This window comes from Mycoplasma sp. E35C, from assembly GCF_019873825.1.
Lineage (GTDB): Bacteria > Bacillota_I > Bacilli_A > Mycoplasmatales > Mycoplasmoidaceae > Mycoplasmoides.
The window spans coordinates 570,909-594,659 of sequence record NZ_CP068418.1; the positions used below are offsets into that span (position 1 = coordinate 570,909).

Below are 23,751 nucleotides of genomic sequence, written 5' to 3' on the forward strand. Positions count from 1 at the left end.
CTATTTATTAATTGAACGAACAATTTTTTCTTTGTATTTCACTTTTTCAGATAATGCTTTTTTAATAACAGCAATAATCGTCGCAAAGATTCCAACAAAAGTTAAAATTGCACCAAAAGCAATTGCTCAAGCTTTAATTCCCTTACGAATTGAATATAATTCTGTAGCAATTGTTCGTGAAGATCCACGCACAAATGAAGTGATGACAAAGTCATCAAATGAAGTTGCAAAAGCAATTAATCCACCAACAATAATAGCTGGCATTAAATAAGATAAAGTAATCTTAAAGAAAGTTTGAATACGGTTATAACCAAGATCTTGCGAAGCTAAGATTAGATTTGGGTTCATCTTTAACATTCTTGGATAAATTGATACCAAAGCAAACGGGGTGCTAACTGAAATATGTGAAACAATGATCGTAAATAATCCAAGTGGTTGTAATAATAAACTTACTCAAATTAATACAAATAAAGTGATTAAACTTAATGCTGAAATAATGTCAGGAATCGCAATTGAAGTATTAGAAACTGACATAATCAGTTTTTGGTATACTTTTTTATTTCTCCAGATACCAAAGGCAGTAATTGTTGCTAAAAATACTGAAATTGGGGTTGAAATAAATGCCACAATCAATGAGGTTGTTAGTGGCGTTAAAAAGTCACCTTCAGCAAGTTGTTTGTATGCATCAAAGGCTTTTGATGGATCAACGTTATTGAAGTTTAAATTAACATTACCTCTTTCAGTCGCACCATTAAATGAAAGGATAACAATGATTAATAATGGTAAATAAATTAAGCCTAAGATAATAAAAATATATCCCTGGCGTAAGATTGTTTTTAATTTATGCATTACTATCAATTACCGAATTAATCTTTCTACGTAACAATGCACGTTTTTTGAAGTAACTAATTGTTTTTGGTAAGACAAAAACAAGAAGATAAAATGACAGAATAATTAGAGCTAAAACTAAACTTAAAGCACTTGCTTGTGAGATTGCTACTTTTGATTCTAGACCATTAGCACCTAATGATAATAAATAAGTTCCGATCAGTTGGTTGTCATTAGCATTATTAACAAAGACTGAAATTCCCACGGTTGTAAATGCAGGTAATAATACTAAAGTAACACCTGAAATGATTGCGTTTTTACAATAAGGAATTACCACTTTAAAAAAGCTAATGAAGTAGTTATATCCCAAATCTTGTGATGCTAACATGTAGTTTTTAGGCATTGAAATCAATACCGTATATAAAGGTAAGATCATCAATGGCATGAAGATATAAACTAATCCTAATAAGGTTCAACCATCACCAAATGTGCTATTTTGTTCTTGGAAAAATAAGTCTAATAAGGTTTTTAAACCAATTACTTTGATTAAAAAACTATTTCAGATTGGTGCAGTTACTAATGCAACAACACTAAAACGGAATAACTTGTTTTTTGATATTGATAAAACATAAGCAAAAGGAAAAGCAATCAATAAACAAATAATTGTACAAGCAATTGCTAAATATCCTGATTGCACAATTTTACGTACCGTAAAATTATCAATAATTGAAAAGTTATCAGCAACCGTTACTGAAATTTTTCCATTATTCGTATCAATAATTGATGGTGTAAAAGCGTTAACTAAAACGATGATTAATGGAATGATGAAGAATAATAACAACATCAAAACATATGGCAAGATCAATCAGGTTTTTTTAGGTCCTTTGAAGATCTGTGTAAATGAGTGTCAAGTTTTACTAAACATCTTCTTGTGGCCTCATCATATGAACGTCCATTTCGTCAAATTTTAAACCAACATGTGATCCGACTTTAACTTCGTCAATGTTATCAACTGTAATCTTGGTTTTATCTGACATTAAGCATTCAATTTCTCACAACACACCTTTATATGAAGCTTTGATAACTTCAACATTAAACATTCCTTTATCTTTTTCAACAACGTCAAAATCTTCTGGACGGATTAAAACACGAACTTTATCATCTTTTTTAAAGTCGTATTCTTCATCAGTATCAATGATTTCACCAGAACTTAATTTGATTTTGTAATCACCTAAATAAGTGCCATCAAAAATGTTAGCAGCACCAATAAATCTGGCTGTTCATTCGTTGATTGGTGAGTCATAAATAATATTAGGCTTACCAACTTGTTCAATGTCACCTTGTGACATTACCACGATTTTATCTGATAGCAATAATGCTTCTTCTTGATCGTGAGTTACTAAGATAAACGTAATATTTAATTCTTTATGAATTCTTTTTAATTCGTTTTGTAATTGTTTTCTTACCTTCGCATCCAGCGCACTTAATGGTTCGTCTAATAATAAAGTTTCAGGTTCAATTACAAGCGCTCTGGCTAGTGCTACTCTTTGTTGCATACCACCTGATAGTTCAGATGGGTATTTATCTTCTTTACCAGCTAATCCAACAAGATTAATCATTTTAGTTGCTCGTTGGTGGATTTCTTCTTTTGTTAATCTTCTGGTTAATACTTTATTTTCAAAAGCTTCTTTTTTGATAATCGGATAAGTTTCTCAATACGAAATTCACCCATCAACATTTTCAAGTTGTTTTAAAACTTTGTCATACTTTAAGTCAATTGGGCGTTTCTTTTTATAGTTTTCTTTTAAATTATCAATTTCACTATTCAAACGAATAATGTCATTTTGGTTAATGGCTTCTGATAATTTTGATTCTAATTTGATCAGCGCTTGTTGATACTGAGCAAATCGCATTTCATCATTTTCATACATCCAATAACTTTTTTCGTATTCTTTACGAATCTTATTTAACTTATTAGTTAAATCGTTTTTTTTCTTATTAAGATCGTTAATTTTAGCCACAGATTTCTTGTGGGCTTCTTGCTTAATTTTTTCAGCTTGTTCTGATAATTTAGGATCGGTGTTTTCTTTGGGAACACGCATGATTTTTAATCCATAACAAATGTTGTTATAAACATTCATATTTGGAAACAATGCATAATCTTGAAACACAGTAGCAAATGGTCGCTTATGCACTGGCATATCTTTGATATCAATGCCATCAATTTTGATTTGACCATAAGTTGGTTGTTCAAATCCTGCTAACATTTTTAAGGTCGTAGTTTTTCCACAACCAGAAGGACCTAATAAGGTCACGAATTCAGATTTGTTGATGTCTAGGTTCATGTCTCTAACAGCGACAAAACCATCATCAAAAGTTTTATTAACATTTCTTAATTGAATAAAAACTTTTTCTTCCAATTCCGATTAATCCTTTCGATGTTCTAATAAAAATTTACAATCAAAATTATAAAGTTTTTTTTATTAAAAATACAAAATAAAAAATCTTTTTTTATCTAAATGGTTTTCATTTTAAAAATATTAAGAAAAAAACTTCATGAAACCCTTTATTTATCAAGGTTTTATGAAGTTTTAGAATTTTTAGATTTCTTGAAGTTTTTTTAGTTATTTTTTGATCAAAAAACTAATTTGGTTTTTGTATATTGGTTAGACTAAGAACTACCCCTAGAACAATTGCTAATAAAATTACAATTACCACCGCAATAATGAAGGCTAATTTGTAATTATTTTTCTTAGGTTTTTGTTGGTTGTAATTATGGATTGGTTCGTGACGTGTGATCTGAAATTCTTCAGATTTAATAGCATTAGAATTTGTTAGTGTTTTTTGAATTGTTGCACTGTTGTAGTTAGAATTTGTTAATGTTTTTTGTGCATTAGTTCTAATTACATCTGGATTTGGTTGTTCGTTGATTGGTTGGTGTAATGCTTCATCTTTATTGGTATTTAATAACATTGTTGTTGAAACATTATCATGATCATTCTTCTTAATGTATTGATAAAAATTCTTCTTTTCACCTTCAACAATTTGGTCGATATTATTTTCAATATTTTCAATATCTACGGTTTGTTTTTTAGCAACAATATCTTCATCAGTTGTATCTTGATTTTGTTTTTCTTCTTCAAGTTCATAATCAACTTTACCAGTTTGATTAATTAAGATCTCTTCAGAAGGTTGGGTGATTTTATTTTCTTCTTCATCTTGATCATCACTAAATAAATCATTTGTTGTTACACTAGTGGTGTGCTGGAATTCATCATCACGGTATTTTGGTTTAATATCAAGTGGATCGTTAGTTACTTCTTCAAATAATGAAGAAGCTTCAAAACCGTTATGAACTTTGTTGCGTTCAAAGATTGAATCATCAATATTCTTCTTTTTAGCTAAATAAATTTCTTCTCTGATTTCATGTTCTTTTTTAAATAAAGTTTTAGAACGATCAACTGGTGGGGTTTGATTAATTTCAAACTGATCTAATGTTGATATAACATCTTGATCATCAGTTTGTTGGTTTGTTGGTTCATCAAAGTGAATTTTATTAGTTGGTTTATCAAAATCTTGTTTATCTAGCATTTTGCCAAATACACCATAAGATTTTGGAGTTGTATTGTTGCTTTTTTGGTTAATGTTATTAGCTGGTTGGTTGTGTATTGGTTTGATGATTGTTGGCGTTTGTCTTTCGATGTATGAAACATCATGCACACTTAATGTATTAAATGTCCCAGTATTGTTTGAATAAAGATCATCAATGTTATTGATGTCAAGATGGTCTTTAACTGGTGTTGATGTCGTTTTATCAGCCGTAATTAATTCAGATGGTGTTTTTGATAATTCTTCTTCATCAATTTTAGCCGTAACTAAAGTTTGATTTGTTGTTTGAATCAAATCATCACTTTCAAAATCATCATCTAATTCGTTAATGAAATCAGCCGTACTATTAATTAAAGCGTCATCAATCGTATATTTTTTGTTATTATTTTGCATAAAAAATACAAACCACTAATAAAGATTATATTAATATTATTTATCTTCGTTTTCAATGATTACTTCATTAGTTTGATCAATTGAAAAATTTTCTTCAGTATTTGATAAATTTAATTCTTCAATTATCTTATCTGAATCCACATAAACTTTTGAATCATCAAATTCATCATCTTCATCGCTATTATGATCAAACTTTGTATCAACACTTATATCATTTAGTGATGGTTTAATTGAATAATTAATTTCATTACGCTTAATGAAGTGCAATCTAATTGGGAATTTTGATAGCATATCATCTAATTCAATATCTTTTTTGATGTCTAATGCTACTTGATTGAAATCATTTTCAGCAACCTTAGATTTAACAACGATATGAATTCGATAACCAGATTTTAAAATTTTGAAACTATCAAAATATTGTTCTTTATATTTCGATAAAATTTCAATTAACTTTTTACGTTTTAAATCTTCATCTTCTTGGTTATTTCATCTAACTCCTGGTCTTGACGCTGATAAACGATCAGCAATTTGAGTTATTCATGCATAAAATGATTTTGCGTTTTTAAATAAACTGCGGTTTCCGTGGTGACAGTTAATTGCATCAATAATGTCATTATCCAACTTAAAGTATTTTGCAATTGCTACCCCTGCTTTAACATGGTCTGGATCTAATAAATCTTGATTTTTTCAATATTCTTCTTGGTTGATTGACTTACCAATATCATGTAATAAACCACAAACCTTAGCTTTTTCTTTATTTAAGCCTAATTGTGCAGCAATCTTTTCAGCAATCATTGCAGCTTCAACACTATGAAGCAATACCATTTGCGTGCATGAACCACGGTAGTTTAATCTACCAATATATTCATATAAACCTTCTGGAATGTATCTAGAATTAATTAAATTTAATTTCTTAAGGGTTTCTTCTCCGATCTTAATACATTCTTTTTCAAAATCTTTTTTAACTAAGAATAACTTACGATTTAATAAAGTTTGATCTAAAATTGAAGGACCTTTTTCAAGCATTTCATTAAGGATTACTTCTAAGGTTCTTTTAATTAAAAATAAACTAATTTTATTGAATGAAGATAAGGTAATTTTTTTATTTTCAGGGTTGATATCTAATGCTAATCCAGTAAAGAAACTTTCAATCATTTCTTTGGTTTGTCCACCTTTACCAATTAATTTAGCATAAATATCATTGGTAGCTTTTTTATCCGTCTTACCATCTTTATCTCTTACTTCAAATTTAATATCAGTAGATGAAGTTACTCTAACCGTTGGTCCAAAGTTTGATACATTAGATAATGTTTGCAAAACAAAAGAAGCATAATCTTCTTTAAAACGTTTTTCTTTTGAACGATATAACTCTTCTTCGTCTTTGATCATTTTGTCAAAGTCATTTTTAATATAAGTTCGATATTCATCTAAAAGTAACTCTCTTGCTTTATCAGCATTAAGTTCCATTTTTTCTAACATCTTGAACTTCTCTTCAGTTCTTCTGTCATTTAAACGTTTTTCTAGAATACGAATTTGATTTCTGGCTTCTTTTAAATCACCTAGTGATTTTTGATGGCGGTCTTCAATAATGATTTTTTCTGTAAGTACAGAAAGAAAAAAAGACTTAATATCCTTGAAGTCTTTTTTTGTAAAAAACTTTAAATTGCTTTTGAATAAATGATACTCATCTAGTTTTTGTTCCAATAAATGTTGTTTATTGATCGTAACTAGTTCTTTCTCAAGATTTTTTTGGTATGCTTCAGTTTCTTTTAGAAACTTAAATTCATAATATTTTAAAGTAATAAAAACGATAACCAAAATCGCTAATGTGGTTAGTAAACCAACAATTAGATATAGCAAAATTAAAGCCGTTGTATTCATATATAAATAATTTTATATTATTGTATTATCATTTAATTTTGCAAACAATTTGCTTTTAATTAACTCTGATTATTGTCATTTAATTTAGCAAATACTTCATTCTTGATTAGTTCGTATGTTTGGGGCGATTCTTTTAATTTGGTAATTAAATTAGATCTACCTTGGCAAAGTTTTTCTTCTTGGTATGAAAACCAACTACCAGCTTGTTTGATAATTTCATAATCAATTGCTAAATCAATAATTTCGTTAATTTCACTAATTCCAGTATTAAAGAAAATATCAATAAATGTGCAAGCCATTGGTGATGCTAATTTATTTTTAGTAACAGTAGCTTTTGATCTAATTCCAATTGGATTATTATTAACATCTCTTAGAATTTCAGCTCTTCTTAATTCCAGTCTTGTTGAAGAATAAAATTTCAAAGCCTTTCCACCTGTTGTGATTTCTGGATTACCAAACATTACACCAACTTTTTCTCTTAATTGGTTAATAAAAATAACAGCCACATTATGTTTAGCTAGTAGTGGTTGAATTCGTGATAACCCTCTTGACATCATTCTGGCATGAGTACCCATCGTTTGATCTTCCATTTTACCTTCGATTTCAACCTTAGGCACCAAAGCAGCCACAGAATCGACAACAATTAAATCAATAAGTTCAGTTTTAATTAATGATTTAATAATTTCAAAACCTTGTTCACCATAATCAGGTCTAGCTACAATCAGTTTTGATAAATCAATACCCAAACTTTTGGCATATTTTAAATCCAAAGCATGTTCAGCATCAATAAATGCAACTCTATAATCCTTTTGAATTGCTTTATTAATTGTTGACAAAGCTAATGTGGTTTTTCCGCAGGATTCGTTACCATAAATTTCAACAATTCTTCCTTTAATAAAACCACCAGTACCTAAAATATGGTCAAGTTTTATACTTCCAGTTGAAATAAATTCATCCTCAACTATTTTTTCATTATCAGTTAAGTAAATATTAGATTTACCAAACTTTTCTTGTAAAACTTTAAGGATTTGTGCATTAGTTGTTTTTTCGTTATTTTTCTTAATTTTTAGTTCGTTCATAAATTTCTCTAAATTCTTTTTATTCAACATATGTAAAAATCCTTAAAAAAGAAGAAAATTTTTTTAAATAAAAATTGTTGTTTTGTTTATTTATATTCTAGTAATAAAAATAAGAAATAATTCAGTCTATTAATTAGAACTTTAAACTGTTTTGCTTTAAAAGAGCTTAATTATTATTTTTAAAACTAAAAGATCTCTATTAATAATAAAAGTATTAATAATAAGGTGAATTAAAAATATTTAAATTATTTAGTTAAGAAAAATAAACCTATCGAGTTATCTCTTAATCTATTTAAAACTATAAATTTATTTATTAAAGTTATTAATTAAAATTAAATAAAAAATTAAAAAAATACGGTAAAAATTGCTTTTTATAGTTTCAAAAAAAAAAAAAAAAAGAGCGTTGTAAAACGAATAAGGGTTGGAGCCTTCCGATTTTAAGAACTAACAAGTAGTTTAAAGTCGTATGGCTTTTCCGTTAGTTTAATTTTAGCATAAAATTTTAAAAATAAAAATTTAATTTTTAAAATTTAAGGAGTGTGGATTATTCTACGAGTTTTTGAAAAAAATTGTTAGGAGTTTTTAGGGGTAAAAAAGGGCCCCAATGTGCGTCCGTACGCAGGCAGGATAAGGAACTCCTACCACTCTGGGTTTTTTACAAAACTAAAAAAGATAGATCTTTTTTAAAAATTGCTAGCAATTTTCCTAAGCGTGCTAGAGTTCGTTGTTTTCTTACTCTGTAAGTAAAAACCAGTCTTTTTTTAAGAAATTCATTGGTGCTTTCAAGCATTTAATACCAGTGCTTAATTCAGTGGTTTAGTAGAAAAATCTATAACGCATTTTTTTAACAAACTTATTTAATCCACTAAACCATCTTCATTAAAAGCACTGATGAATTCTTTTTAACTAGCATATGTGCTTCTTATTTAAAAATCACTAATGCTATTTTTCAATAACAAAACCAAGTTTTACAGTGCTCCGAATACTAAAATCAAGGCTAAAAGTCTCTCAAAAACTAGCTTTTAACACTTACGCTTTCTGGTTAAAATTTCTATTGATAGCACTAACGCTTTAATGATTGTTAGCTTCAATGTTTTACCAACCAATAGCATTAACGCTTTAAAAATCTTGGCTCTCAACTAAAATCAATAGTTCAGAACAATTAAATTAACATCTAAAAGCTTTTGTTCCTGGTTTTGTTATCAACCAGCAAGCAGTCGTGCTTAAGCATTATTTAGCATATGTGCTTTTTGATTTTTCCAACAGTAATGCTCTAAACAAGTTAAGCACAACTGCTAAAATTGGTTTTAATCCAACGCCTTACAACTAATTTTTTACATCAAAACCCAATGTTTTCCAAGGTTCTAAACCACCCAAACTTAAGACCATTTCTACTACGATAACGCTTAAAAAACACTCTAAGCACCCTTATGCTTCTTTGTTTTTCAACACCAATGCTTTGAACAAAAAAGCCCTTATGCTCTAAAACAACCAAACCCCTATGCTACTAAAAACCAACACATCAATGCTAGCAACAACCCTAGCACTAATACCCTAAAATCACAAAAACCACTAAAACCTTAAACCCATTAACACACGCATACCCTTAAAACTCTCATAAATCGTTTGTATGCGTTAATTCTGTTTAACTAATAGATTTTATTGTCCAACTCATTTTAACGCTTCTATACGGCTTTATTTGCGTTTTAACCATATCTAAACAATACAAACATACCCTTCAAACGCATTTTAAGGGGTTTTAGAAGGCTAAAACTGGTTTAGCTATGGTTTTATACTGATTGATGTTGCTTAGCTTCTTAAAAGCTCTGAAAAATAAAAACTCTATTTTTTTGCTAACTAATCAACTAATTCTCTAGATGTTTGTTTTTGATTTTTTTATCTCTGTTGGTTTTTGAGAAACTTTTTTATTTAAAACTAGTTTGTTTTTTGTAAAGAATAATTTTAACCTTGTAATGTATTTAATAGTTATATAAAAACCAGTTATTTAAAAACTAAAAAACAATAACTATTATATTTAGTTTTTTAACTATATTTTATCTATACTAATAACCATAAATACATTAAAAGGTTAAAAATGTTCTATATACTTGTATATAGAACACAAAAAGGCTAATCTCATTTTAGAGAATAGAGTAATGTATAAAATGACTGCTCAAAAAGCACTAGTGCTCTATGCTAGCAATTTTATAAATTTTATAAATTGATAGTTATTAAATTTTCACTGTTTTTTAGTGTCTGATGATTGTAATTATATGACTGGACTTATATGAAAGTCATAAAAGTTTTCAGACTGTAGCACTTGTTTTTATTCCCTAGAACGCTCTTAATTTTATGAAAGATGTATTGTTCAGTGATTGGATAAATATAATCTTCGCTTTGTCAGTTGATTATCCCTTCCAGATTATTAATTACATACCTTTTAAATTTACTCAGTGCTTTAGCTATCACAGAGTTGGTATTGGTATCTAAAAATTCTTGTCGGTATTTTTCAATTGTTGTTATTAACAACTCTGGGGTTTTCTCAGAACATTGCTTAATGTCATCATAAGCATCTTTTCTAACACTCTTATCAACATTGTCATAAAGTATCTTAGTTGGATTGATTGCTTTATGTAAGTTCTGATGAATTAAATGGTATTTGTCTAAAATCTGCTTTGCGTTAAGTGCTTTTGCTAAATACTTAAATTCCTTTGCTCCGTCTGAACAAAGTATCAAACTCTTAGCTTGGTTGGTATAAAACTTATCAATTAGTCTTAATGTCTCGTTTTTGTTATCAATCGCTCTTTGGACTGGATTTAAGCTATCGTGATTTTTTAAGATAACAATATACTTACCATTAATCAACTCGTTGTTTTCATTTTTACCTTGGTGAAAGAAAAACAATCGCAATCTGCGTTTTTTAGTTTTATTATTACCAACCTTGAATTTTATGTAAGTATCATCAACATTAATATACAAGTTCTTAAAACTATCAAGGGCTATTTTACTTCCTTTATTATATATAGGGTCAGAGTAAATCCGTTTTAGTAGATTTGAAAACTGCGTTCTTGATATGTTGTGGTTAAAACTCTTTCTTATTTTCTCAATGACACAATTATTAACAATTATCTGTTCTTTGATTGCTTCTAGTATAAGCTCGTTGTATCTAAATCTGCGTTGTAAGTTGATTGCGTTATCTAGCAAAGAAAAATAAATCTTGTGCGATGTTAAATAAATAAGGGTATCTAGGAAAACTAGGACTTCTATAAATGGTGTTATCCATTTTAGATGTCCTAGTTCAATCCCGAGTAATATACTGCTCAATATATTTTTAACCAATAGATAAAACAATTCAATTCCAAAGTTTTGAATCTCTATTTTTTTGTTTGTTTTAAACAAAAAACAAAAAATACTTATAAGTTAATTTAAAACCTATAAGTATCTTTATTTGGTATTTTTTAAAATTAAAAACTTAGTTATGCTGTTTTATCAGCTTTATCATTTGCATATTCATTAATGTTTTTAGAAAGTCAAGCTGAAAGACTAATAAGGCCGTTGAATGCGATTTCTTTTAGATATTTTTCCATAATAGTTATCACATTACTCTTACGAATAACTTTAGTCTCATACATACTTTGGAATTGTCTTAATATTTCTTCTTTATTACAATCATCAATTCATTGTTTGATTGTGTCTGCATAAGTATCATACTCTTTATGATCGTTGAATTGTTTACTTAATAATTCTTGGATCTTTTGAGCATCAATCCCAAGGATTGCATCAATTTCTTCTAAATATCCTCTGCGTTCTTCTTGGATATATTCTTTAATACTAAATTCTTCATCAATTTTTATCTCTCCAGATTCAATTTTGTTAATTAATTTTATTAATAATTCTTGTTCGTATTTTGAACAACGAATTAATTTAGAATTAATTTCTTTAATAATTTTATTAGCTAATTCTGCATCTTTATTATCAAGTGATTTTTTATATTGAATATATAATTCAGTTAAATTATTAAGGTCATAGCTATAACCACTAATTGTTTCCTCGTAAGATTTGATTTCAATATGAACTTTATGTTTTTCTTTAACTTCTTTAGGAAGATTTTTATAAATTTTTTCCCAGTTTTCAAATTCTTCTTTTTGTAATTTGTATTCTACTTTTTCAATTCTAATATCACCTGTGGTTGAATTGATTTCTTCAAATTCATAAATCTTTCTGTTGAAAGATAACTGTTCTGGAATCCCTCTATATCTCAACTTGCTAAGTCTAGAGAATTTTTTAGCAAACCAATCTCTTTCTTCTGCTGATTGCTCTGATGCTAAAAATCTTTGATCTTCTGAGATGTTTTTTTGCTTTACCAATTCAGCTCTAATTTCGTTAATTTCTAAAATGATTTCTTTTAATCGTGATTCAAAGAAATCTAATTCATTATCTGAAATGAATAATCTAGCAGCGTTTTTTAAATTTTCTCTCATCAAATGTGATCGTTGATAACATTTGATGAAACCTGATTGTTTTTTATACTCAGTTTCATGAGTTAAAATACGATTAGTTCTAGAGATTGCTTGAAATAATCTGTGATAATCTAGAACTTTATCTAAATAGATAAAGTTGATATATTTAGAATCAAAACCAGTCAATAATTGGTTTACTACTATCACAAGGTTGATCTTGTTTTTTTCTAGTGGATTTTCACGCTTTAAGTTGTTAGCGATAATTTCTTTCATACCTTCGAAATTAGCGACATGAGAATCATAAGTTTGACGGAAATCATCCAAAATTTCTTTAGCCATTTCTTTTGAACAAGAACCTTTATCAACCAAACCATCTCCTTCGTTTTTGTTAAAAGTGATGGCAATATTTAAAGCTTTTCAATGAGAATGATCTTTTTCGTGTACTTTGTCGTTAATTTCTTTATTGTATTGTTTAAATAATTTGTAATACTCAACCGCATTATTAATTGAAGTGGTAGCTAAAATGTGTCTGAAAAACCCACGAGAACTACGATCATGAAATTCTTCAAAAATATCTTTAACAACACTATGTTTATGTTCTTCTTTGTTGTAGTGTTCATTAAAGAATTTTCTTAAATTTGGATCTTTTTCAATGTCTAATGATGTTAGTTTGTTAAAGAATTCATCTTCAGCTTTTGGGTTATCTGGATACTTAGCTTTAGCTCATTGTCTAATTACTTCACGGTCATTGTAAGTTGATAGGTTTTTTTCGTTTTTTACAGGTAAAACATTGTTATCTTCAATCGCAGATAACATTGTATAGCGGTGTAATTGTTCACCAAATAACCCTTTGGTTGTGATTATGTATTCTTTTTTGTTTTCTTCAAAAATAGGAGTTCCAGTAAATCCAAAGAATAACGATCTGTTATAAGTACTTTTAATGTTTGCTAACATCTGACCGTTAGTGCTTCGGTGTGCTTCATCAATAATAAAAACGATGTTTTTATTTTTAAACTCATCAATTAGACTTTTATATGGATGGTTTTCTTCATTAAAGGTTTCGCTAAAAGCAAGTCTACTCATCTTTTGAATAGAAGTGACAATAACCTTTTTGTTAGACGTTTTTTTCTCTAACAAACCGGCTAATTTATTAACGTTTTCCGTATTATGAATATCCATTCCATTAGAAAACTCTAGGAAGTTAACATATGTTTGTTTATACAGCTCAACCGCATCTAATAAAAAGATAATCTTATGAATATTTTCATCAAAAGTGTTTAAAATTTGAGCTACTTTAAAACATGTTAATGTTTTACCAGATCCTGTGGTGTGGTAAATATAACCACCCCCACCGCCTTTGTTAGACCAATTATGATCCTTAACAACATTACAAATCGCTTGAGTTGCGTGATACTGATAGCTTCTCATGATCTTGAGTGTTTTATCAGTTTTATCAGCAACCGAACCAAATGTAAGTAATGTGTGGATCATTTGGGTTGTTAAAAATTGATCACACACAACTTCCCATTTTTCAATCTTTTGATTATTAAAGTTTGCTCATTTAAAGATCAAAAGATCATTGAATTGTTCAGGTCGTTCAACGTTGGCAAAATATTTCATTTCACTAGGAGTCATTACTATGAATAGTTGAACTAAAGAAAAGATCCCTTTAAAAGATTTTTGGGTTTTATAACGCTTAATTTGTTCGATTGCTTCGTTGATATTAACACCTTCTTTTTTAAGTTCGATATGAACTAACGGCATCCCGTTAATTAGTAACGTAAGATCACCGCGCTTTTGAGACCCGTTGTGTTCGCTGAGTCAAGTTTCTCTAGCAATCTGATATTGGTTAAAACCTTTAGCTACATCATTCTTTTTAAAAAGTGTTAAATTAACATCACCTTTATCAGGGTGTTTCTTTTTATCACGCTTTATTGAAATTGAACATTCATAAGGTTGATTTAATCATCGATTAATTTCATACGGCGATGTGTATTTGTCGTTTATTTTTTCAATAACCTCTTTCATTTCATCGTCAGTTAATTCTTCGCCGTTTAGCTTTTCTTTTTCTTGATTATTGATTTCTATAATCTTCTTTCAGTTAGCTATAAGCTCTTTACTTGTATTGTATGATGTTTTTAACTCTTGCCAACCACCTTGCTTTGTTAGTTTTTCAACAATATTATCTTGAAATTGTTTTTCATCATCAAAGTGTTCCATATGACTCCTTAATTATTTAGTTTAGAAAATTCCCTATTCATAAAACTTTCTTTTATATCCCTTAACTTCTTTATCTTATTATTGATTTTACCGATTAATTTATCAAATTTATTAAATAATTCACCGATTTTTTGTTGTTCTGCAAAACTAGGCATGAAAATTTGGATATCATCAATATCATTAGTAGTTAATTGTTTAATTACACCACCTTGTTTAGAAAAGTTATATTTAGTCAAAGAATTTTTAATAAAGTTAACATTCGCTAATGTTCTAGGGATTAAACAAATAGTTCTATATATAGGATAAAAGGGGTAATCTCTAACTTCTGGATATCCTATCGTTCCTCTACTTGACATAGTTACACAATTGCCTTTTATTTTATAAGAGTTTGTATAGCCAACAATAGCATTAAGGCCTAACCCATTTGATACCAAAGGAAAAGGATAATATTTTGTTTTTACATTGCTAGTATTATGAGGCTTGTCGCCACCAATTTGAACTAAAAAATTTTTTATTAAAAAAGTAAGTTGTCAGGCTTCTTCAAAACCATTAAATCTAATAGTCGGTGTGTGTGTGTGTGTGTGTGTGTGTTAGCTTCGCTAACAAACATCTTTGCTATCAAAGCGTTTTTTAATTGTTCTAACTTTGTGACTTTTAAATGATTGAATAAAATATCGTTTTCTATTTTTTCAGATAATGATGAATGTCTTTTTTGTTTTTCTGAATCCGATATTCATTGACTATTTAATCACTTAGAAAACTCTGCTATTTCAAGGTTGTGAGTAACAGACCCTCTTGCTAATTTTTGAATCGATTTAAAATGATAAATAAAAAAATCCTTGATGTATCTTTTAGAAATTTGATCATCAAAATCTAATTTTAAAAACCTATCATCTAGAAAGGCATAAGTTAAATCTAATTCAGCTAATCTACCTGAATAATTACCTTTGCTAAAAATGAATAATCCACCTTTTTTATATAGATGAAATTTTTTATTAGTATTTGGAAATAGTCAATATTTGCAAGAAATTATTTTATCAGTCAGTCGATCGACATCTGATTGAGCTGGATATGGTATCCCACTCTTAACATAACCTATTGAAGCGTATTCACTAAGAGGGACCGGATTACTTTGCCCTCTCACCAATCACAAATGATCAGACAACTTTATTTTCTTATTAGAGCTCATATCTTATTTATCCAACAAGCTAATTAATTTATCGATCCCTTTTTGATTATGCTTATCAGTTTCTAGTTCTTTTAATAAAGCAACCAATTCTTTTTCTTCACCAAAGTATTCCATATGACTCCTTAATTATTTAGTTTAGAAAATTCTCTATTCATAAAACTTTCTTTTATATCTTTTAATTTCTTTATCTTATTATTGATTTTATCGATTAATTTATCAAATTTATTAAATAATTCACCGATTTTTTGTTGTTCTATAAAAGATGCAGTGAAGATTTGAATACTTTTTATATAAGCAGAATTTATATATTGAATGGGGCCAATCGTCGGAGCGAATTTATAATCATTCAATGCATATCTTATAAATTTAGCATCATTATTAGAAAAAGGGGTTAAGCAAGCCACATCTTTTACAGGGTAGAAGTAATAATCTCTATATTGAGGGTAACCTATGGTTCCAGCTCCTGAAAGAGTAATACAATTTTTCTTTATTATAAATTCATTTGTATACCCCATTAAAGCATTTTCACCTTTTCCGTTTCCAATCATCGGATAAGGGGTTCTTTTTGTTTTTTGAGATTTTATAATTCCAGGTCTTTTACCGCTTCTAAAAACATCCAATATTTCACTTAAAGATACACGGTGTCACTTATCTTCAAAACCATTAAATCTAATAGTCGGTGTGTGTGTGTGTGTGTGTGTGTGTGTGTTAGCTTCGCTAACAAACATCTTTGCTAACAACGCCTTTCTAACTTGTTCTATTTTTTGAAGTTTTAAATGATTATGCAAAATCTTGTTTTCAATTTTCTCAAACAACAAAGAAGGTTTTATTTGGAACTCTAAACTGGGTATTTGTTTAGTACTTAACCAATCGTTAAATTCATTTACAACAAATATCTGAATTGCTGTTCCGTTCTTAAATTTTTGGATCGTTTTTTTGTTGTAAATAAAAAAGTTTTTTATGTAACTTTTTGATATATTATCATCGATAATAATTTTAAAAAATCTTTCATCGATAAACGCTTTTTCTAAACCTAATTCAACTATCTCACCAACATTGCCACTTCTAAAAATCATCAATTGTCCTTTTTTAATTAACGAATCTTTTGGTGCAAAATTAGGCAATAATCAATATTTATTAGAAGTTATAATTCCAGTATTTTTATCTACATCAGATTGCGTAGGATAAGGAATTGAATTTTTAACATAACGAGTAGAAGCACACTTATCAATAGCTCCTGGTGATCGACCTTGCTCCAATTTCAAATGATCAGATAGCTTTATTTTCTTATTTAAATTCATATCTTATTTATCCTACAAGCTAATTAATTTATCAATAGCTTTTTGATTATGCTTATCAGTTTCTAGTTCTTTTAATAAAGCAACCAATTCTTTTTCTTCACCAAAGTATTCCATATGACTCCTTAATTATTTAGTTTAGAAAATTCTCTATTCATAAAACTTTCTTTTATATCTTTTAATTTCTTTATCTTATTATTGATTTTATCGATTAATTTATCAAATTTATTAAATAATTCGCCGATTTTTTGTTGTTCTGTAAAAGATGTGGTGAATATCTTTATATTATTAATATAATTTGAGTTTATAGTTGGAATAAGGCCTACCATTGGCATAAAATCATGAATATCTAATGCATATCTTATAAACTTAGCATCGTTATTTAAAAAAGGTATAAGACAAGCAACATGATCTAAAGGGTAAAATGAATAATTTCTATATTCTGGATAACCTATCGTTCCAGCACCCGAAATAGTAACACATTCTTTTGTGATTACAGCTTTGCTTGTGTAGCCTAATATTGAATTCTCGCCCTTTCCATTTCCAATAAGAGGGTAAGGGGTGTTTTTTGTATATTTAGTAGATTTAACAATTCCTAATTTGCCTCTTCCATTATAAAGTTTAATTATATTCTTCAACAGAACAGGGGTTCAACTATTTTCAAAACCATTAAATCTAATAGTCGGTGTGTGTGTGTGTGTGTGTGTGTGTGTGTGTGTTAGCTACGCTAACAAACATCTTTACTATCAAGGCGTTTTTTAATTTTTCTATTTTTTGAAGTTTTAAATGATTGTGTAAAATATCATTTTCAATTTTTTCAAACAACAAAGAAGGTTTTATTTGGAACTCTAGACTAGGTATTTCTTTAGTTCTTAACCAATCATTAAATTCGTTTATAACAAATCCTTTTATTACAGACCCTCTCCTAAATCTTTCTATGGTTTTTTTGTTGTAAATAAAAAAATTCTTAATGTATTCTTTGGATATTTCCTTATCAAAAACGATTTTGAAAAACCGAAAATCAATGTAAGCAAAATCCAAATCCAATTCCGAAACCATCCCAACATCGCCATATCTAAAAAATACTAATTCACCTTTTTTAGAAGTTTTGATGTTTTTTCAAACATTAGGCAACAACCAATATTTATTGAAACTAATTTTTCTAGTAATTTTATCAACATCAGCTTGAGAAGGATAAGGAATTGCTCCTTTAACATATCTATAGCTAGCATAGTTAAAGAACGGAGAAGGACATGTCTCACCATTTTCCAATCACAAATGATCAGACAACTTTATTTTCTTATCAGAACTCATATCTTATTTATCCAACAAGCTAATTAGTTCATCGATCGCTTTTTGATCATATTTATCAGCTTCTAGTTCTTTTAATAAAGCAACCAATTCTTTTTCTTCCTGATCGATTTGAGTTTTTAACTCATTCATCGGATTGTTATATTTATTTATTAATTTAGTTAAAAGAGCAACAAAATCATTGATTTGTTCATCTACTAAATCCTTCATTCCTTTGATAATTGGTTCAATTCATTTAAACACAAACACTGGTTTTGCTTCTTGATAATTTATTTCTTGGATTTTAGTAACTGTTTCATTTTTTAATTCTTTTTGTAAACCACTATTGATTGAATCAATATCTTTTCTCTTATAAAACAGTTGATAAATTTCTAACACTTTTCTTTCAGAAGTTGATAATGTTTCTGATTTAATTATTTCATCAAATTTATCATCAAACGTTTGTTTAATCTTGGTCTTAGCACACTTAATGTTGTTATCTGTAAAGATTTCATGAACTATATCATTTAGTTCTGAAATAGCTATTTTCTTATCATCTTCTGAATAAAAAGCATCACGATATTCTAATTCCAATTCTTCTAATAAGCAATTAATTTGATTGCTTATATCAGTAGATAATTCTTCATTACTTCTGATCTTGTTAATCTTTTCAATTAATAAAGTTTGTTGAACTAAATCAATAGGTAAAATTCTTCCTTGCGGTGTACCTTTATCTGGGTTTTTATCCTTAACGCTTTTAGTTCAAGTTCAATCAATCTTATTTAAAGATTCTTTCAATTCTGATTTATCGTTTATGATTTCATTCCATCTACTATCAAACTCATTAAAGATTTTGTATTTGTCAATTAATTTAATTTTATCGGCAAAAGTGAATAATTCTTTATCAATTTCTTCTCTTAAATCATTGTACTTATCATTATCTTCTTCGATTATTTTTTTGGTTAAATAACTAGCAAAATCTTCGAACTGTTTATAGCATTCATTCTTATAGTTTTCAACACTTTCACTTTGTTCAATAGCATCGTAAATTTCGCTATTTTTAGATACAGAATATCTTTGGTTATTCTTTTTAAACAATAGATCTTTTAGATCATAAAACACATCTCAATAATCATTAAATTCATCAATTTCATTGTTAGGGATTGTTCCATAGATTGTTGAGTAAAGATCGTAAGGACTTTCAGATTTAGTTGTCGTTACATATTTAGAAATATTTAAATTGTAATCGTTTTTAACGATTTCAGATTTATCAACTAATCTAGCAAAATAAGGGATGTCTTTTCTAGCAATAACGGCATCAACGATTTTTTTGGTGTGACAACCTAAAAGCACATTGGTTGTGTTTTCTTTAACAAACTCTTGGCTAGCATCTATAAATAGAACATCTTGTTTTTTATTATCTCGCTTCTTTCTAAGAATAATAATACAAGTTGGAATCCCTGTGTTGGCAAAAATCTTTTCAGGTAATCCGATGATTGTTTCGATATTATTTTTTTCTATCAAATTCTTTCTAATATCATATTCTGAATTACCTCTAAACAACACACCATGAGGCATAACAATCTGCATGATGCCATCACTTTCTAAGTGATATAAACAGTGTAATAAGAACGCAAAATCAGCACGCTTTTTAGCTGGTGCTAACCCATAACCTCTAAATCTAGGGTCATTAGTTTTATTTGAAGGTATCCAACTAATTGAATATGGTGGGTTGGCAACAACGCAATCAACTGTTTTTGGTTTCCCTTCAACAATAAATGGTCAGTCTTTATCTAGAGTATCTCCTTTATTAACATTAATAAGTGAAGGGTTTACTCCGTTCATTACTAAATTCATTCTTGTAAGGTTATAAGGAGCTTCTAATATTTCTTGAGCGTAATAAGTTACATTAACAGTTTCTTTTTTTGAGGTTTTAGTTCTATTAACTTTTGATCCAGTAGCAAACTTTAATTTAGTACCAATATTAATTAATAAAGATCCAGAACCTGAAGTTGGGTCATATATTGAGATTTCTTTTTTGTTATTTAATGAAGCAATCGCAATTTCTGACATGATAGTTGAGATCTCATGTGGGGTGTAAAACTGCCCAGATTTTTTTCCAGCCGTATTAAATTTATTTAATAAATATTCATACACATAACCTAAAACATCATAGTTTTGATTAATTCTATGCGTAGGAATTTCATTAATTATTTCGATCATTTGTCTGACTTTACTAAGATTGTTATCTTTATCAGCATCTAATTTTTTTAAGTTATCATAAAGGTTTTTGAAAATGTCTTTATAAACTTTCAAATAATTATGATGGATATTTTCATTAAAGTAATTTAAAGAATCCGTAATAAGGTTGATCGAAAATTCATTCATTTTCTCAATTCAACTTGAAAATAAGTAATCATATCTAATGAAATAATGAACTCTATCATAGATTGCATTATATGTGTTGTTAACAACCTTTGATTTATTTGGTTCATCTAGTTCTTTTATTTCTTCTTTGCTTAATTCTCTTCTTTCATACTCGCGTTCTAAATCGTCTGATAAGAATTTATAGAAAATTAAACCTAAAAGAACATCTTTATAATTGTGGGAATCAAACATCATTCTGGTTGTGTTACAAAAATCCCAAATCTTACTTGCCAATTCTTGCTTTGTCATCGTTCAATTTAATCTTTATTACATTTACAAAATAATAGATCATAAACAAGTTTATGATCATAACATTTTGTTTGTATGATATCATTTATATTTTAGTAAATAAATAAAAGAAAAGGTAGCTTTAGTGGGTAAGAAACATTAAAAAACAACTTATGCTGATATGAGTTATTCATATTTATTGAATTTTAGCTATCTACTTATTATCTTCTTCTTGATTTAAATTGCTATAAACTCTTCATAACCTTTTTTAGCTAATTCTTCATAAGTAATGAATTTTAATGAAGCAGAATTAATACAATATCTCATACCACTTAATCCCATCCGTTCATCATTAAAAAACATTTTAGTTTAGAATACTTTAATTATTGCAACAAAAACTAGAACCCAAGAGAAGCTAAATTGAATGCGCCCTATAAATACACAATAAGTTTAAAAAAAATTATCCAATTTTAATGTCATGGTTTAAAAGTTAGCTAATTATTTTTATCAAAATTACCGTTTATTTTAATTATTTTTAAAGTTTTAAATAAATAATTATTAACAAATAATCAATTTGTTTTTTCAATAAATTATTAATAAGATTTAATGCTTATTAAAAGCTATAAAAATATATTTATACTTATTTGTTGAAAATGAATAGTTTTAATTTTTAGCAAATAAATTAAATATCTAGCTTAATAATGAAAATATTTCACTATAAAAGTAAATAATATTATTTATTAATAGCATTTGTTTTATATATTTATTAATAAAAAATTTATCAATAAAAATAGTCATAATTATAATAAATTTTTATATTTCTAGCTAAATTTACCGTAAATTTTTAATTTTTTTAGATTTAGAATAACAATTATAGTAGGTTGTTTTTAATTAAAAATTAAATTGTTTAGTCATTGAAAAATTCAATAAATTACTAAGCATTTCTTTCAAAATTTTTTTACTTTATTTTAAAGATGCTTTTAATTATTTTTTAAATGAAAAAGCTTTATTTACAATAATCTTTTATCTGCATATAAAATATGTGTATATGAATAAAAAGTTAAAAATATTTAGATTTAAAAAATTGCTGTTTTTACCAGTAATTTTGACACCGTTAGTTTTAGCTAGTTGTAGTAATAAACCAGAAGATGATGGTATAAGAAATCCAGCAATTGATGGTCAAAGTTTAGTTATTAATTCTGACATGATTAATAACAATAATGATAATCTAATTAAGAAAATTGAATTCGCTACCAATAAATTGGTTATTTCGCCAGGAAATGGAATTGATGGAATATCATTAAACCTTATGAAAAACGGAACTGACCCTATGAAATTCGAAGGGTTAAATTGAATGCACGAAAACAATAGAATAAGACAAAGAAGACATACATTCTTTAACGATAATAAATTAGGTGTAATGGATAAAGATTTTCAAAACTTGGCTAAATTAATCAAAATCAATGATCAAAATGTTGTTCTTCATCAAATTACAGAAGGTGTTCCTAGTGGTTTTTATAGTTATGATGGAATGCAAACTGCAGATGGAAGCATTCAATTTACTTTCGGGATCAAAAAAGCTAAATACGAATCTAACACAATCACTATGGATTTAGTAATTAATGGTAAAGGTAATTCTTGATCAACAACTGTATCTAACTTTAAAATCACTAACGTTTAAAATCATTAATTTAAATAATAAATGATTAATTTAATTAAATAGATAATCTTAAAGATAAATAAATTTTAACTGGCTTAATAAGCCAGTTTTTTTATTATTTTTAAATTTATAAAGTTAATTTAATACAGCATTTTTATCAAAATTTACCGTATATTTTTAATTTTTTATGAAAAATTAACTAATGTTTTTCTGTATTAATTTAAATATTTTTTGATTTTATTTTTTAGTTAATAAATTAAAAAAATAAGCTATATATTTGTTTTAAATTTAAAAAGCAAAAAGATGCATTAATTTCAGATAAAAATATTAGACAACTTTTTAGTTATATAAATGCTTTTTTACTTGATATTTTTTAAATATAAATAAAATATCAACACATATGAATAAAAAATTTAAATTTCTTAAGTTAAAAAGATTGGTATTTTTACCAGTCATTTTAACTCCGTTAGTTTTAGCAAGTTGTGGTTATGGAAACAATGAACCAAAGCCAATAAAGGATCAAGGTAAAAAGGTTGATGAACCTAAAAATAATGAACCTATCAAAAAAGAAACAAAACCAAATGATGATAATAATAAAAAACAAAATACACCAATCGATAATGATCCATTAAATAAAAATAAGAGTCAAAAGATAATCATTAATTCTGAGAAGATTGAAAAAAATGAAAATAAATTAATTAATCAAATTGAATTAACAGATAATAAGTTTTCTATTTCATCTGGAAATGGTATTGATAGCTATTCAGTGCAATTAATGAAAAAAGGAACCCCACCATTCATGTTTGAAGGTATAAACTGAATGTATGAAAATAGTGGTTCAAGTTCAAGACAACGAAGACACTCATTCTTTAATGAAAATAAATGAGGTGTGATAAAAGAAGATTTTGAGAATTTATCTAAATTGATCAAAATCAACGGTAAAAATGTAGTAATTCGTCAAGTTACTAAAGGAATTCCTAACAATCCAGTTTTCTATAGATATGACGGAATGCAAACAGAAGATAAGAGTGTAGAATTCACATTAACAATCAAGAACGTTAACTTTGAAAGTTCATCAATAACTATGGATCTTGTTCTTAACGGAAAAGATAATTTATGAAGTGCAACAGTTTCAAGCTTTAAATTTACTAATGCTTATCTTTAAAATACATAATTAATAATATTTAAT

General features: G+C 27.5%; 17 protein-coding genes. 2 read left to right on the forward strand and 15 right to left on the reverse strand.

Going from position 1 to position 23,751, the window contains the following annotated elements; translation table 4 throughout:
• The 15 genes from JJE79_RS02430 to JJE79_RS02500 form a co-directional block, all read right to left on the reverse strand.
• A complete protein-coding gene (locus JJE79_RS02430; RefSeq protein ID WP_222926042.1) occupies window positions 1-849 on the reverse strand; it encodes an ABC transporter permease in 849 nt (282 codons plus the stop codon).
• The gene (locus tag JJE79_RS02435; protein WP_255565817.1) at window positions 842-1,753 is read right to left on the reverse strand and encodes an ABC transporter permease; all 912 of its coding nucleotides are present in this window, start codon (window positions 1,751-1,753) and stop codon (window positions 842-844) included. Before JJE79_RS02435 ends, JJE79_RS02430 begins: the two co-directional genes overlap by 8 nt.
• Window positions 1,746-3,248 carry an ABC transporter ATP-binding protein gene (locus JJE79_RS02440; protein ID WP_222926044.1) on the reverse strand — a complete coding sequence of 501 codons (1,503 nt, stop codon included), beginning with the start codon at window positions 3,246-3,248 and terminating at the stop codon, window positions 1,746-1,748. The genes JJE79_RS02435 and JJE79_RS02440 overlap by 8 nt, the downstream gene beginning before the upstream one ends.
• 223 nt (window positions 3,249-3,471) lie before the next feature.
• On the reverse strand, window positions 3,472-4,830 hold the full coding sequence (locus JJE79_RS02445) for a hypothetical protein (protein WP_222926045.1): 1,359 nt from the start codon (window positions 4,828-4,830) through the stop codon (window positions 3,472-3,474).
• 36 nt (window positions 4,831-4,866) lie between these two features.
• The gene (locus JJE79_RS02450; protein ID WP_222926046.1) at window positions 4,867-6,711 is read right to left on the reverse strand and encodes an HD domain-containing protein; all 1,845 of its coding nucleotides are present in this window, start codon (window positions 6,709-6,711) and stop codon (window positions 4,867-4,869) included.
• Window positions 6,712-6,770: 59 nt separating this feature from the next.
• Entirely contained in the window at window positions 6,771-7,790 is a 1,020-nt protein-coding gene (gene recA, locus JJE79_RS02455) for a recombinase RecA (RefSeq protein ID WP_255565818.1), read from the reverse strand.
• 2,283 nt (window positions 7,791-10,073) lie between these two features.
• Entirely contained in the window at window positions 10,074-10,994 is a 921-nt protein-coding gene (locus JJE79_RS02460) for an Mbov_0401 family ICE element transposase-like protein (protein WP_222926048.1), read from the reverse strand.
• Between the two features lie 272 nt (window positions 10,995-11,266).
• Window positions 11,267-14,470 (reverse strand): HsdR family type I site-specific deoxyribonuclease, encoded by a 3,204-nt coding sequence (locus tag JJE79_RS02465; protein ID WP_222926049.1) that lies wholly within the window; start codon window positions 14,468-14,470, stop codon window positions 11,267-11,269.
• 8 nt (window positions 14,471-14,478) lie between these two features.
• Window positions 14,479-15,030 carry a restriction endonuclease subunit S gene (locus tag JJE79_RS02470; RefSeq protein WP_370630558.1) on the reverse strand — a complete coding sequence of 184 codons (552 nt, stop codon included), beginning with the start codon at window positions 15,028-15,030 and terminating at the stop codon, window positions 14,479-14,481.
• The gene (locus JJE79_RS02475) at window positions 14,985-15,659 is read right to left on the reverse strand and encodes a hypothetical protein (RefSeq protein WP_222926051.1); all 675 of its coding nucleotides are present in this window, start codon (window positions 15,657-15,659) and stop codon (window positions 14,985-14,987) included. The genes JJE79_RS02470 and JJE79_RS02475 overlap by 46 nt, the downstream gene beginning before the upstream one ends.
• A 122-nt stretch (window positions 15,660-15,781) precedes the next feature.
• Window positions 15,782-16,960 carry a restriction endonuclease subunit S gene (locus JJE79_RS02480; protein WP_222926052.1) on the reverse strand — a complete coding sequence of 393 codons (1,179 nt, stop codon included), beginning with the start codon at window positions 16,958-16,960 and terminating at the stop codon, window positions 15,782-15,784.
• Window positions 16,961-17,082: 122 nt separating this feature from the next.
• Complete coding sequence (locus JJE79_RS02485; protein WP_222926053.1) at window positions 17,083-17,595, reverse strand: restriction endonuclease subunit S; 513 nt, start codon at window positions 17,593-17,595, stop codon at window positions 17,083-17,085.
• A 37-nt stretch (window positions 17,596-17,632) separates the two neighbouring features.
• Window positions 17,633-18,271 (reverse strand): hypothetical protein, encoded by a 639-nt coding sequence (locus JJE79_RS02490; RefSeq protein WP_222926054.1) that lies wholly within the window; start codon window positions 18,269-18,271, stop codon window positions 17,633-17,635.
• Window positions 18,272-18,274: 3 nt separating this feature from the next.
• Window positions 18,275-20,923, reverse strand: a complete 2,649-nt coding sequence (locus tag JJE79_RS02495; protein ID WP_222926055.1) for a type I restriction-modification system subunit M — start codon at window positions 20,921-20,923, stop codon at window positions 18,275-18,277.
• Between the two features lie 216 nt (window positions 20,924-21,139).
• The gene (locus JJE79_RS02500) at window positions 21,140-21,265 is read right to left on the reverse strand and encodes a hypothetical protein (protein ID WP_255565819.1); all 126 of its coding nucleotides are present in this window, start codon (window positions 21,263-21,265) and stop codon (window positions 21,140-21,142) included.
• Between the two features lie 685 nt (window positions 21,266-21,950).
• Here JJE79_RS02500 and JJE79_RS02505 point away from each other — a divergent pair.
• Together JJE79_RS02505 and JJE79_RS02510 are read left to right on the forward strand one after the other, a co-directional pair.
• Complete coding sequence (locus tag JJE79_RS02505; RefSeq protein ID WP_222926056.1) at window positions 21,951-22,583, forward strand: hypothetical protein; 633 nt, start codon at window positions 21,951-21,953, stop codon at window positions 22,581-22,583.
• A gap of 379 nt (window positions 22,584-22,962) precedes the next feature.
• A complete protein-coding gene (locus JJE79_RS02510; protein ID WP_222926057.1) occupies window positions 22,963-23,727 on the forward strand; it encodes a hypothetical protein in 765 nt (254 codons plus the stop codon).
• Window positions 23,728-23,751 lie beyond the last annotated feature (24 nt).